10 protein-coding genes are annotated in these 13,520 nt (G+C 59.9%); all 10 read left to right on the top strand.

Annotated features, from left to right (window positions below):
- Window positions 1-50: 50 nt before the first annotated feature.
- Window positions 51-491, top strand: a complete 441-nt coding sequence (gene fabZ, locus BMZ57_RS08930) for a 3-hydroxyacyl-ACP dehydratase FabZ (RefSeq protein WP_003172281.1) — start codon at window positions 51-53, stop codon at window positions 489-491.
- On the top strand, window positions 488-1,264 hold the full coding sequence (gene lpxA / locus BMZ57_RS08935) for an acyl-ACP--UDP-N-acetylglucosamine O-acyltransferase (protein WP_010212450.1): 777 nt from the start codon (window positions 488-490) through the stop codon (window positions 1,262-1,264). The genes fabZ and lpxA overlap by 4 nt, the downstream gene beginning before the upstream one ends.
- 2 nt (window positions 1,265-1,266) lie before the next feature.
- Window positions 1,267-2,406: a lipid-A-disaccharide synthase gene (lpxB, locus tag BMZ57_RS08940; protein ID WP_021492425.1), complete on the top strand. Its 1,140-nt coding sequence runs from the start codon at window positions 1,267-1,269 to the stop codon at window positions 2,404-2,406.
- A 2-nt stretch (window positions 2,407-2,408) separates the two neighbouring features.
- Entirely contained in the window at window positions 2,409-3,035 is a 627-nt protein-coding gene (gene rnhB / locus BMZ57_RS08945) for a ribonuclease HII (RefSeq protein ID WP_031290979.1), read from the top strand.
- A gap of 73 nt (window positions 3,036-3,108) precedes the next feature.
- On the top strand, window positions 3,109-6,630 hold the full coding sequence (gene dnaE, locus BMZ57_RS08950) for a DNA polymerase III subunit alpha (protein WP_042570667.1): 3,522 nt from the start codon (window positions 3,109-3,111) through the stop codon (window positions 6,628-6,630).
- A gap of 137 nt (window positions 6,631-6,767) precedes the next feature.
- Window positions 6,768-7,715, top strand: a complete 948-nt coding sequence (locus BMZ57_RS08955) for an acetyl-CoA carboxylase carboxyltransferase subunit alpha (RefSeq protein ID WP_010212445.1) — start codon at window positions 6,768-6,770, stop codon at window positions 7,713-7,715.
- Window positions 7,716-7,889: 174 nt separating this feature from the next.
- On the top strand, window positions 7,890-9,209 hold the full coding sequence (gene tilS, locus BMZ57_RS08960; protein WP_021492423.1) for a tRNA lysidine(34) synthetase TilS: 1,320 nt from the start codon (window positions 7,890-7,892) through the stop codon (window positions 9,207-9,209).
- A 273-nt stretch (window positions 9,210-9,482) separates the two neighbouring features.
- Window positions 9,483-11,114 carry a CTP synthase gene (gene pyrG / locus BMZ57_RS08965; protein WP_010212443.1) on the top strand — a complete coding sequence of 544 codons (1,632 nt, stop codon included), beginning with the start codon at window positions 9,483-9,485 and terminating at the stop codon, window positions 11,112-11,114.
- A gap of 5 nt (window positions 11,115-11,119) precedes the next feature.
- Window positions 11,120-11,965, top strand: coding sequence for a 3-deoxy-8-phosphooctulonate synthase (kdsA, locus tag BMZ57_RS08970; RefSeq protein ID WP_010212442.1), 846 nt, complete (start codon window positions 11,120-11,122; stop codon window positions 11,963-11,965).
- 157 nt (window positions 11,966-12,122) lie between these two features.
- A complete protein-coding gene (eno, locus tag BMZ57_RS08975; protein WP_003189193.1) occupies window positions 12,123-13,412 on the top strand; it encodes a phosphopyruvate hydratase in 1,290 nt (429 codons plus the stop codon).
- Window positions 13,413-13,520 lie beyond the last annotated feature (108 nt).

A 13,520-nucleotide genomic window follows, 5' to 3' on the forward strand; every position in this document is an offset into this window, starting at 1 on the left:
GTGCTTTTAGTTCGCCCGCCCCCAATCTTTATTACAGGCTTCCCCCCGAAATGATGGACATCAACGAGATTCGCGAATACCTGCCTCACCGTTACCCGTTCCTGCTGGTGGATCGCGTAGTGGACCTCAACGTCGAGGAAAAGCGCATTCGTGCCTACAAGAATGTCAGCATCAACGAACCGTTCTTCAACGGTCACTTTCCCGCGCATCCCATCATGCCGGGTGTGTTGATCATCGAAGCGATGGCCCAGGCTGCCGGTATCCTTGGTTTCAAAATGCTCGACCTCAAGCCTGCCGACGGCACGCTTTACTATTTCGTGGGCTCCGACAAGTTGCGTTTCCGCAATCCGGTGACCCCTGGCGACCAGTTGATCCTGGAAGCCAAGTTCATCAGCTGCAAGCGCCAGATCTGGAAGTTCGAATGCCAGGCCTCGGTGGACGGCAAGCCGGTGTGCTCCGCTGAGATCATCTGTGCGGAACGCAAACTATGAGTTTGATTGACCCTCGCGCAATCATCGATCCGTCGGCCGTTCTGGCCGCCGACGTTGAGGTCGGCCCCTGGTCGATCATCGGCGCAGGTGTGGAAATCGGCGAGGGGACTGTCATCGGGCCGCACGTGATCCTCAAAGGTCCGACCCGCATTGGCAAACACAATCGCATCTACCAGTTCTCCTCGGTAGGCGAAGACACCCCGGACATGAAGTACAAGGGCGAAGAGACTCGCCTGGTCATCGGTGATCACAACATCATCCGTGAAGGCGTGACCATTCACCGTGGCACCGTTCAGGATCGGGCCGAAACCACCCTGGGTGATCACAACCTGGTCATGGCTTACGCGCACATCGGTCACGACAGCGTCATCGGCAACCACTGCATCCTGGTCAACAACACCGCGTTGGCCGGGCATGTGCACGTTGACGATTGGGCGATCCTGTCCGGGTTCACCCTGGTGCATCAGTACTGCCATATCGGCGCCCATAGCTTTTCCGGCATGGGCACGGCCATTGGCAAAGATGTTCCGGCATTCGTCACGGTATTCGGTAACCCGGCGGAAGCGCGCAGCATGAACTTCGAAGGCATGCGCCGTCGCGGGTTCAGCGAAGACGCCATCCATGCCCTGCGACGTGCCTACAAGGTGGTTTACCGCCAAGGGCTCACCGTTGAGCAGGCATTGACCCAACTGGCCGAGCCGGCAGCGCTGTTCCCGGAAGTCGCGGTGTTCCGTGACTCAATCCAGGCGTCGACTCGCGGCATCACCCGCTAATCATGGCCAATCTGCGTATCGCACTGGTGGCCGGGGAAGCTTCCGGCGACATTCTGGGCGCAGGTCTCATGCGGGCCCTCAAGGCCCAGCATCCGGCGGTGGAGTTCATTGGCGTCGGCGGGCCGCTGATGCAGGCTGAAGGGCTTACGTCCTACTTTCCCATGGAACGTTTGTCGGTCATGGGGCTGGTCGAGGTGCTGGGTCGCCTGCGCGAGCTGCTGGCCCGTCGCAAGCTGCTGATCCAGACGCTGATCGAAGAAAAACCCGACGTGTTCATCGGCATCGACGCGCCGGACTTCACCCTCAATATCGAACTCAAGTTACGTCAGGCCGGGATCAAGACCGTGCACTACGTCAGCCCGTCTGTGTGGGCGTGGCGGCAGAAACGCGTGCTGAAGATCCGCGAAGGTTGTGATCTGATGCTGACTCTGCTGCCGTTTGAGGCCCGGTTCTATGAAGAGAAGGGCGTGCCGGTGCGGTTTGTCGGGCATACCCTGGCCGACGCGATTCCGCTGCAGGCTGATCGCGCCGCTGCGCGTGCCGAGTTGGGCTTGCCCGATGGCCCGCTGGTCGCGCTGATGCCTGGCAGCCGTGGCGGCGAAGTCGGCCGTCTGGCCTCGGTGTTTTTTGATGCTGCCGAACGCCTGCTGGCCTTGAAGCCGGGTGTACGTTTCGTGCTGCCTTGCGCCAGCCCGCAACGGCGCGCGCAGATCGAAACACTGCTGGAAGGCCGCAACCTGCCGTTGACCTTGCTCGACGGCCAGTCACACCTGGCCCTGGCGGCCTGTGATGCGGTGCTGATCGCTTCGGGTACCGCTACCCTGGAGGCCTTGCTGTACAAGCGCCCAATGGTAGTGGCCTACCGCCTGGCGCCGCTGACGTTCTGGATTCTCAAGCGCATGGTCAAAAGTCCTTACATCTCCCTGCCCAATCTGCTGGCCCAGCGCCTGTTGGTGCCGGAGTTGTTGCAGGACGATGCAACGCCCGAGGCGCTCGCACAAACGCTATTACCCTTGATCGACGGTGGCGAAGAACAGACCCGTGGTTTCGACGATATTCACCGCATACTGCGCCGTGATGCCTCGAACCAGGCGGCCGACGCCGTGCTGACCCTGATCGGCCATAAACAGGAAAGCCTATGACGATGCAAATGGGCCTGGATTTCAGCCTGGTCGCACAAGCCCATGAGCTGGTGGCCGGCGTTGACGAAGTCGGGCGTGGGCCTTTGTGCGGTGCGGTGGTCACGGCGGCGGTGATCCTCGATCCGAACCGCCCGATCCTCGGCCTCAACGACTCGAAGAAACTCACCGAAGCGCGCCGTGAAAAGCTTTACGACGAGATCATTGAGAAAGCCCTGAGCTGGCATATCGCCCGGGCTGAAGTCGAAGAAATCGACGAACTGAACATTCTCCACGCCACCATGCTCGCGATGCAGCGTGCGGTTGAAGGCCTGCATATCACGCCAAAAATGGCGATGATCGATGGTAACCGTTGCCCCAAGCTGGCCATGCCTTCTGAGGCGGTGGTGAAGGGGGATAGCAAGGTGCCTGCTATCGCGGCCGCCTCGATCCTGGCCAAAGTCAGCCGTGATCGTGAAATGGCCGCGTTCGAACTGATCTATCCAGGCTACGGCATTGGCGGCCATAAAGGCTATCCGACGCCCGTTCATCTGGAAGCCCTGGCTCGCCTGGGTCCGACGCCGATTCACCGCCGCTCGTTCGCCCCGGTTCGCCAGGCCTACGAGTTGCGCGAGAGCCTCAACGAGGTGTAGTCGCAAGGCTGATGTTTTGCTCAAGGCCCGGTACAATCCGGGCCTTGTTGTTTTCCACGTATAAGAGATCACTATGCCGGCTTCATTCGTTCACCTACGCCTGCACACTGAATACTCCCTGGTCGACGGCCTGGTACGGATCAAACCGCTGGTCAAAACCCTGGTGGGTATGAACATGCCTGCGGTCGCGGTGACCGATCAGAACAACATGTGTTCCCTGGTCAAGTTCTACAAGAACGCCATGGGCGCCGGTATCAAGCCGATCTGCGGCGCTGACCTGTGGCTGTCCAACAAAGACCCGGATAACCCCCTGAGCCGTATCAGCCTGTTGGCGATGAACGGCGTGGGTTATCGCAACCTTACCGAACTGATTTCCCGCGGTTTCATCGATGGCCAGCGCAATGGTTCGATCATCATCGAGCGCGAATGGGTTGCCGAGGCCAGCGAAGGCCTGATCATGCTGTCGGCCGCCAAAGAGGGCGAGATCGGTATCGCGCTGCTGGGTGGCAACCCCCAGGAAGCTGAAGTACTGGCCAAGGAGTGGATGCAGGTCTTCCCCGATCGCTTTTACCTGGAAGTCCAGCGCACCAATCGCCCCAACGATGAAGAGCACCTGCACGCCGCCGTGGCCCTGGCCGACAAGCTGGGGGCGCCACTGGTCGCCACCAACGACGTGCGCTTTATCAAGAAGGAAGATTTCGAGGCCCACGAAACCCGCGTGTGCATCGGTGAAGGCCGGGCCCTGGATGACCCGCGCCGCTCCAAGAACTACAGCGAAGAGCAGTACCTCAAGAGCGCGGAGGAGATGGCCGAGCTGTTCAGCGACCTGCCCGAGGCCCTGGAAAACTCCGTCGAAATCGCCAAACGCTGCAATATCGAAGTGAAGCTGGGCAAACACTTTTTGCCCAACTTCCCGATTCCCGATGGCATGACCATCGATGAGTACTTCCGCAAGGTGTCGTTTGATGGTCTGGAGGAGCGTCTTTCCGTCCTGCTGCCCAAGGACACCACCGAAGATTACGAGGCCAAGCGCCAGGTTTATGTCGATCGGCTGAATTTCGAGCTGGATATCATCATCCAGATGGGCTTCCCCGGTTACTTCCTGATCGTAATGGACTTTATCCAGTGGGCCAAAAACAACGGCGTACCGGTAGGGCCGGGCCGGGGGTCGGGTGCCGGCTCGCTGGTGGCCTACGTGCAGAAGATTACCGACCTGGATCCGCTGGAATATGACCTGCTGTTCGAGCGGTTCCTGAACCCGGAACGGGTTTCCATGCCCGACTTCGACGTCGACTTCTGCATGGACGGCCGTGACCGCGTGATCGAATACGTGGCCGAGAAATACGGCCGCAACGCGGTAAGCCAGATCATCACCTTCGGTTCCATGGCGGCGAAGGCTGTAATTCGCGACGTGGCGCGCGTTCAGGGCAAGTCCTACGGCCTGGCGGATCGTCTGTCGAAGATGATCCCGTTCGAAGTCGGCATGACCCTGGAAAAAGCCTACGAGCAGGAAGAGATCCTGCGCGACTTCATCAAGATCGATGAAGAGGCCGCCGAAATCTGGGACATGGCCCGCAAGCTTGAAGGCGTGGTGCGTAACGTCGGTAAACACGCCGGCGGTGTGGTGATCGCGCCTACAAAACTCACCGACTTTTCGCCGATTTATTGCGATGAGGAAGGCGGCGGCCTGGTCACCCAGTTCGACAAGGACGACGTGGAGGCGGCCGGCCTGGTGAAGTTCGACTTCCTTGGCCTGCGAACCCTGACGATCATCGACTGGGCGCTCAAGACCATCAACCGCGACCGCGCCAAGGTCAATGAAGAGCCGCTGGATATCGCGTTTATCCCGCTGGACGACAAACCGACTTACACCTTGCTGCAAAAAGCCGAAACCACGGCGGTGTTCCAGCTTGAGTCGCGGGGCATGAAAGAGCTGATCAAAAAGCTCAAGCCCGACTGCCTGGAAGACTTGATCGCACTGGTGGCCCTGTTCCGTCCGGGTCCGCTGCAGTCCGGCATGGTGGACGACTTCATCAACCGTAAGCACGGTCGCGCCGAGCTGGCGTATCCGCACTCCGACTATCAGTACGAAGGCCTCAAGCCAGTACTGGCGCCGACCTACGGCATCATCCTGTATCAGGAACAGGTGATGCAGATCGCCCAGGTGATGGCCGGCTACACCCTCGGCGGCGCGGACATGCTGCGTCGAGCCATGGGTAAGAAAAAACCCGAAGAGATGGCCAAGCAGCGCGGCGGTTTCATTGAGGGTTGCGCGACCAACAATATCGACGCGGACCTGGCCGGTAACATTTTCGACCTGGTGGAAAAATTCGCCGGTTATGGCTTCAACAAATCCCACTCCGCCGCGTACGGCCTGGTGTCGTACCAGACCGCCTGGCTAAAAGCGCACTACCCGGCGCCTTTCATGGCGGCGGTACTCTCGGCGGATATGCACAACACCGACAAGGTCGTGACCTTGATCGAGGAAGTGCGCACCATGAAGCTGCGTCTCGACGCACCGGACGTGAACGCCTCGGAGTTCAAATTCACGGTAAACGACGAAGGCCGCATTATTTATGGGTTGGGCGCGATCAAGGGGGTGGGTGAAGGCCCGGTGGAAGCCATCACCGAAGCGCGCCAGGACGGACCCTTCAAGGATCTGTTCGACTTCTGCGCGCGGGTTGACCTCAAGCGCATCAACAAACGGACCCTCGATGGTCTGATCCGTAGCGGTGCGCTCGACCGTCTCGGCCCGTATTTTTACGACGAGCCCAAGGCTTACCAGGCGAATATCGACCGGAACCGTGCGGTATTGCTCACCGCCATGGAAGAAGCGATCAAGGCCGCCGAACAAACCGCCCGTACCCACGACAGCGGCCACGCCGATCTGTTTGGCGGTTTGTTCGTCGAAGAGGATGCCGATGTATATGGCAACCATCGCAAGGCCAAGGAGCTGACGCTCAAGGAGCGCCTCAAGGGTGAGAAAGACACCCTGGGCCTGTACCTCACCGGCCACCCGATTGACGAATACGAAGGTGAAATCCGCCGTTTCGCCCGTCAGCGAATCATCGACCTGAAACCTGCGCGGGATACCCAGACCGTCGCCGGCATGATCATCGCCCTGCGGGTGATGAAGAATAAAAAGGGCGACAAGATGGGGTTCATCACCCTCGACGACCGTTCGGGGCGCATCGAAGCCTCGCTGTTCGCCGACGCGTTCCACTCCGCGCAGTCGCTGTTGCAGACCGACGCCATGGTGGTAGTGGAAGGGGAGGTCAGCAACGATGACTTCTCCGGCGGCCTGCGCCTGCGGATCAAGCGGGTGATGAGCATGGAAGACGCGCGCACCAATCTGGCCGAAAGCCTGCGCTTGAAGGTGAAAACCGAGGCGCTCAAGGGCGATCAGCTACGCTGGTTGGGTGAGTTGCTCAAACGCCACCGTGGCGCGTGCCCGGTGACCATGGAGTACACCGGCAGTGACGCCAAGGCCATGTTGCAGTTTGGGGAGACCTGGCGAATCGATCCGGCTGATGGCTTGATTCAAGCATTGCGTGACCAGTTCGGCCGTGACAACGTCTTCCTCCAATACCGTTGACGGCCAGGCACCGCAATTCGCCTGTTCTCGACGAAACATTTAATCTCGACCTGGACGCGCCTCTCCCTTAAGGTAGGGCGCGAACAGACAACCGGCTGGCCAGGCACTCCCTGGCCGTCGACCCAAGACGGACGCTTATGAACCCGAATTTTCTTGATTTCGAACAGCCGATCGCTGACCTGCAAGCCAAGATCGAAGAGCTGCGCCTGGTCGGCAATGACAATTCGCTGAATATCGGCGATGAGATCGCTCGCCTGCAAGACAAGAGCAGCTCGCTCACCGAAGACATCTTCGGCAAGCTGACCAGTTGGCAGATCGCGCGCCTGGCTCGCCACCCGCGCCGTCCGTACACGCTGGACTATATTCAGCACATCTTCACCGAGTTCGACGAGTTGCACGGCGACCGCCACTTCTCCGACGACGCGGCCATCGTGGGCGGTATCGCTCGCCTGGACGACCAGCCGGTGATGGTGATCGGTCACCAGAAAGGCCGTGAAGTGCGCGAGAAGGTCCGCCGCAACTTCGGCATGCCGCGTCCTGAAGGCTACCGCAAGGCGTGCCGCCTGATGGAAATGGCCGAGCGCTTCAAGATGCCGATCCTGACCTTCATCGACACCCCGGGTGCCTACCCAGGTATTGACGCTGAAGAGCGCAACCAGAGCGAGGCTATCGCCTGGAACCTGCGCGTCATGGCCCGCCTGAAAACCCCGATCATCGCCACCGTGATTGGTGAAGGGGGATCCGGCGGCGCTCTGGCCATCGGCGTCTGCGACCAGCTGAACATGCTGCAATACTCGACCTACGCGGTGATTTCGCCGGAAGGTTGCGCCTCGATCCTGTGGAAAACCGCCGAAAAAGCGCCGGACGCTGCCGAAGCCATGGGCATCACCGCCGATCGCCTCAAAGGCCTGGGTATCGTGGACAAAGTGATCGCCGAGCCTTTGGGCGGTGCCCATCGTGACCCGGCTGCGGCTGCCGCGACTATCCGCGCTGAACTGGGTTCGCAGTTGGCGATGCTCAAGAAGCTGGATAACGAAGCGCTGCTGGCTCGTCGTTACGAGCGTCTGATGAGCTACGGTCTCTAAGCCGACGCTGTACCCAATGTGGGAGTCGGCTTGTGTGGGAGCTGGCTTGCCTGCGATAGCATCACCTTGGTATCACTGATAGACCGAGGTGCCTGCATCGCGGGCAAGCCCGGCTCCCACATTTGTTTTGTGTATGCTGACGAACGTATTCCAGCTTTGCAGCGGTGACGTGTGATGAAACCAACCCTGCCGGCCACACTCCTGCGTACCCTGGCCCCCTGGCGTAACGCGCCGGCCTGGCATATCGCATTCTCCGGCGGTCTCGACTCCACCGTCCTGTTGCACCTTCTGGCCTCGCTGGCCAAACTTGAAAATCTGCCTGTTCTCAGTGCCGTCCATATCCACCATGGCCTGCAAGCTGCTGCCGATGCGTGGCCCGCGCATTGCCAATCGGTCTGCGACAGCCTGGGCGTGCCCTTGCGGGTCATGCGCGTGAAGGTGCAACCCGGCGCCAGTCTTGAGCAGGCAGCCCGCGATGCACGCTATCAGGCGTTTGCCGAGGTGACCGGGGCAGGGCACGTATTGTTCACTGGCCAGCATCGCGACGATCAGGCCGAAACCCTGATCTTTCGTCTCTTGCGCGGGGCAGGGGTGCGAGGGTTGGCGGCCATGCCTGGGTATCGCCCATTGTCGGGCGGGCATGTGGTACGGCCATTGTTGAATGCCTCCCGTGGTGAATTGGAGGCCTACGCCCACCAGCATCAATTGAAGTGGATCGAAGATCCCTCCAACGCCGATCCACGTTTTTCCCGCAATTACCTGCGCCATCATGTATTCCCGACCCTGACGCAACGCTGGCCCCAGGCAGTCTCCAGCCTGGCGCGCACGGCCGAACACTTGGCCGAGGCACAGGGTCTGCTTGACGAGTTGGCGCAGATGGATCTGCGGGCTGCCGATCAGCCTTCAGCGTTTGCCTGGTTGCCTTTGCCTTCATTGGCGCTTGCGCCATTACGAGAACTTTCCGATGCCCGCCAGTGCAATGCCTTGCGGCATTGGTTGGCTCCGCTGACTCGAATGCCTGACACCGACCACTGGGCCAGTTGGTATGCCCTGCGTGATGCCAAAGGCGATGCACAACCCGTGTGGCACCTGGCCGACGGACAACTGCATCGTTGTGGTGAGCGCATCTGGTGGTTACCTTCAGCGTGGTCGGCGTTTTCTGACGCATCGGTGCGCTGGCCCGATCCGCAAAACCCACTAGAGTTACCGGGCAACGGTCAGCTGAGATTTATCGGCAACGTCCCCGAATGCCCATTGGTGATCCGCTATCGCCAGGGGGGCGAAATCGTCGAAGTGCCAGGTCGAGGCCGGCGCGACCTGAAGCGCCTGCTGAATGAAAGTGGTTTGCCGGGCTTCGTCCGTGGCAGATTGCCGCTGGTCTATCGGGGCGAGCAATTGCTGGCTGTCCCAACCGTCGCGGGGGCATGGGCCAGCTCAACGGATGACCGGCAATTACATTGGATGCCACAGACCTGCGATCAAGGTTTGAGCTGATAGAGCCTTTCCGGTAGACTACGCTCCCTTCTTGATACAACTTCTGTGGATTCAACTGAATCGCAGTAGTTGCCGATTACCAAGCAGTCTTTGCTGGGCGATTCCAAAAAATGTGTAGCGATCAACGTACCGGTGTTCCATTGCTGGTCTGTCACAACGCGGCGGTTTTTTTGAAAGGTGCACTGTGATTAATGCAGGTGATCGGGGGCTTCGGCCTTCCTTCGCTTTCCCCGGCGGCTCGGACCGCTTTAACGCAGACTTCTAGGGTTTTTCATGACGCGCTACATATTCGTCACGGGCGGTGTTGTTTCTTCATTGGGGAAAGGCATTGCCTCCGCTTCATTGGCGGCCATCCTGGAGGCGCGGGGACTTAAGGTCACCATGCTCAAGCTGGACCCGTACATCAACGTTGACCCGGGCACCATGAGCCCGTTCCAGCACGGTGAAGTGTTCGTCACCCACGACGGCGCCGAGACCGACCTGGACCTGGGCCACTACGAGCGGTTCATCCGCACGACCATGACCCAGAACAACAACTTCACCACCGGCCGTGTCTACGAGCACGTGCTGCGCAAGGAGCGCCGTGGTGACTACCTGGGTGCAACCATCCAGGTGATCCCGCACATCACCGACGAAATCAAGCGCCGCATCATCAAGGGTGCAGGCGATGCCGACGTGGCGATGGTCGAGATCGGTGGCACCGTGGGTGACATCGAATCCCAACCGTTCCTCGAAGCCATCCGCCAGCTGCGTTTCGAAGTCGGCGCCAAGCGCGCGATGCTGATGCACCTGACGTTGGTGCCGTACATCGCCACGGCCGGCGAAACCAAAACCAAGCCTACCCAGCACTCGGTCAAGGAACTGCGTTCCATCGGCCTGCAGCCGGACGTGCTGGTATGCCGCTCCGATCACCCGATCGACATTTCCTCGCGTCGCAAGATCGCGCAATTCACCAACGTTGAAGAACGTGCGGTGATCGCGCTGGAAGACGCCGACACCATCTACAAAATCCCGGGCATCCTGCACTCCCAAGGCCTGGACGATTTTGTGGTCGAGCGTTTCGGCCTGCAATGCAATGGCGCGGACCTGTCCGAGTGGGAAGCCGTGGTCGACGCCAAGCTCAACCCTGAGCATGAAGTCACCATCGCCATGGTCGGCAAGTACATGGAGCTGCTGGACGCTTACAAGTCGCTGATCGAAGCGATGAGCCACGCCGGTATCAGCAACCGTACCAAGGTCAACCTGCGCTATATCGACTCTGAAGACATCGAGAACCAGGGCACTGCGCTGCTCGAAGGTGTGGACGCTATCCTCGTGCCAGGCGGTTTCGGCCTGCGTGGCGTGGAAGGCAAGATCACGGCTGTTCAATATGCTCGCGAGAACAAGGTGCCGTACCTGGGTATCTGCCTGGGCATGCAAGTGGCCGTCATCGAGTTCGCCCGAAACGTGCTGGGTTGGAAAGACGCCAACTCCACCGAGTTCGACAGCAAGAGCGGCCACCCGGTCGTGGGCCTGATCACCGAGTGGGAAGATGCCACCGGCGCGGTCGAAACCCGTACCGAAGCCTCCGACCTGGGCGGCACCATGCGCCTCGGCGCGCAAGACTGCTTGCTGGAGCCGGGCTCGCTGGTTCACGACTGCTACGGCAAGGACGTGATCGTCGAGCGTCACCGTCACCGCTACGAAGTGAACAACAACCTGTTGCCGCAGATCAAAGAGGCTGGCCTGAAAATCTCCGGTCGCTCCGGTGATGGCGCGCTGGTTGAAGTGGTTGAGGCGCCGGATCATCCGTGGTTCGTGGCGTGCCAGTTCCACCCTGAGTTCACCTCGACGCCGCGCGACGGTCACCCGTTGTTCAGCGGTTTCGTCAAAGCAGCACTGACGCAACATCAGAAGAAGGCGTAACCCTGATGGCCCAGAAGATCATTCGCGTAGGCGACATCGAGATTGCCAACGACAAGCCCATGGTGCTGTTTGGCGGCATGAACGTGCTGGAAAGCCGCGACATGGCGATGCAGGTCTGTGAAGAGTACGTAAAGGTCACCGAGAAACTCGGTATCCCTTACGTATTCAAGGCCAGCTTCGACAAGGCCAACCGTTCGTCCGTGACCTCCTATCGCGGCCCGGGCCTTGAAGAAGGCATGCGGATCTTCCAGGACATCAAGCAAGCCTTCGGCGTGCCAATCATCACCGACGTCCACGAGCCTGAACAGGCTGCCGTGGTCGCCGAGGTGTGCGACATCATCCAGTTGCCGGCCTTCCTGTCGCGCCAGACCGACCTGGTCGTTGCGATGGCCAAGACCGGCGCTGTGATCAATATCAAGAAAGCCCAGTTCCTCGCGCCCCAGGAGATGAAACACATCCTGAACAAGTGCGTGGAAGCGGGTAACGACCAGTTGATCCTCTGCGAGCGGGGTTCGAGCTTCGGCTACAACAACCTCGTGGTGGACATGCTCGGTTTCGGCATCATGAAACAGTTCGAATACCCGGTGTTCTTCGACGTGACCCACGCATTGCAAATGCCCGGTGGTCGCGCCGACTCCGCTGGCGGGCGTCGTGCCCAGGTACTGGACCTGGCCAAGGCGGGCATCAGCCAGTCTCTGGCGGGCCTGTTCCTGGAAGCCCACCCGGATCCGGACAACGCCAAATGCGACGGCCCATGCGCCCTGCGCCTGGACAAACTGGAGCCATTCCTGGCCCAGCTCAAGCAGTTGGACGAACTGGTCAAGAGTTTTCCGACGGTAGAGACCGCGTAAGCGTCGTTTCTCCGGTAGACTTTCCCACGCTTTACGCTCAGGCCTGCGGGCCTGAGCCTTGTCGCCTGCAAGCCTGCCCCGTTGTTCCACCCTTGCGGTCGGTCAAAAGATTCCCTTCAGCTGCGTCGTTTTCGTCAACTTTGGAGTGTTTACAACAATGGCAAAAATCGTCGACATCAAAGGTCGTGAAGTTCTCGACTCCCGTGGCAACCCCACCGTCGAAGCCGACGTGCTTCTCGATAACGGCATCATCGGCAGCGCCTGCGCGCCGTCCGGTGCTTCTACCGGTTCGCGCGAAGCGCTGGAACTGCGTGATGGCGACAAGAGCCGTTACCTGGGCAAGGGTGTACTCAAGGCGGTAGCCAACATCAATGGCCCGATCCGTGACCTTCTGCTGGGCAAGGACCCGCTGGACCAGAAAGCCCTGGACCACGCGATGATCAAGCTCGACGGCACCGAAAACAAAGGCAGCCTGGGCGCCAACGCTATCCTCGCTGTGTCCCTGGCCGCTGCCAAGGCCGCTGCCCAGGACCAGGACCTGCCGCTGTACGCGCACATTGCCAACCTGAACGGTACTCCGGGTGTGTACTCGATGCCGGTGCCGATGATGAACATCATCAACGGTGGCGAGCACGCCGATAACAACGTCGACATCCAGGAATTCATGGTGCAGCCGGTGGGTGCCAAGTCCTTCTCCGAAGGCCTGCGCATGGGCACCGAGATTTTCCATCACCTCAAAGCCGTACTGAAGGCCCGTGGCCTGAGCACTGCCGTGGGTGACGAAGGTGGTTTCGCACCGAACCTGGCGTCCAACGAAGATGCACTGAAAGTGATCTCCGAAGCCGTGGCCAACGCTGGCTACAAGCTGGGCACCGACGTGACCCTGGCCCTGGACTGCGCGGCCAGCGAATTCTACGAGGACGGTAAATACAACCTGTCCGGCGAAGGCCAGGTGTTCAACTCCGAAGGTTTTGCGGAATACCTGAAGGGCCTGACCCAGCGCTACCCGATCATCTCGATCGAGGACGGCCTGGACGAGTCCGACTGGGACGGCTGGAAAATCCTCACCGACAAGATCGGCGAGAAAATCCAACTGGTGGGCGACGACCTGTTCGTGACCAACACCAAGATCCTGAAAGAAGGCATCGATAAAAAGATCGCCAACTCGATCCTGATCAAGTTCAACCAGATCGGCACCCTGACCGAAACCCTGGAAGCGATCCAGATGGCCAAGGCTGCGGGCTACACTGCCGTGATCTCCCACCGCTCCGGCGAAACCGAAGATTCGACCATTGCCGACCTGGCCGTGGGCACCTCGGCGGGCCAGATCAAGACCGGTTCCCTGTGCCGTTCCGACCGTGTTTCCAAGTACAACCAATTGCTGCGTATCGAAGAGCAACTGGCAGGCAAGGCCAAGTACAACGGTCGCGGCGAGTTTCGCGGCTGATCGCTACTTGATGGTAAAACATGCTAAAAAGTCGGCGGATTGCGTCGGAAAACTCACGACAGTGTGTATTTCGACGCTAATCTGATGGCTATCAAGCACAAGCCTGGT

Origin of the sequence: Pseudomonas simiae, from assembly GCF_900111895.1 — a bacterium.
GTDB lineage: Bacteria > Pseudomonadota > Gammaproteobacteria > Pseudomonadales > Pseudomonadaceae > Aquipseudomonas > Aquipseudomonas simiae.

Coding starts and splice junctions, on each gene's coding strand:
- fabZ (WP_003172281.1), top strand. CDS start 51: ATGATGGACATCAACGAGATTCGCGAATACCTGCCTCACCGTTACCCG.
- lpxA (WP_010212450.1), top strand. CDS start 488: ATGAGTTTGATTGACCCTCGCGCAATCATCGATCCGTCGGCCGTTCTG.
- lpxB (WP_021492425.1), top strand. CDS start 1,267: ATGGCCAATCTGCGTATCGCACTGGTGGCCGGGGAAGCTTCCGGCGAC.
- rnhB (WP_031290979.1), top strand. CDS start 2,409: ATGCAAATGGGCCTGGATTTCAGCCTGGTCGCACAAGCCCATGAGCTG.
- dnaE (WP_042570667.1), top strand. CDS start 3,109: ATGCCGGCTTCATTCGTTCACCTACGCCTGCACACTGAATACTCCCTG.
- BMZ57_RS08955 (WP_010212445.1), top strand. CDS start 6,768: ATGAACCCGAATTTTCTTGATTTCGAACAGCCGATCGCTGACCTGCAA.
- tilS (WP_021492423.1), top strand. CDS start 7,890: ATGAAACCAACCCTGCCGGCCACACTCCTGCGTACCCTGGCCCCCTGG.
- pyrG (WP_010212443.1), top strand. CDS start 9,483: ATGACGCGCTACATATTCGTCACGGGCGGTGTTGTTTCTTCATTGGGG.
- kdsA (WP_010212442.1), top strand. CDS start 11,120: ATGGCCCAGAAGATCATTCGCGTAGGCGACATCGAGATTGCCAACGAC.
- eno (WP_003189193.1), top strand. CDS start 12,123: ATGGCAAAAATCGTCGACATCAAAGGTCGTGAAGTTCTCGACTCCCGT.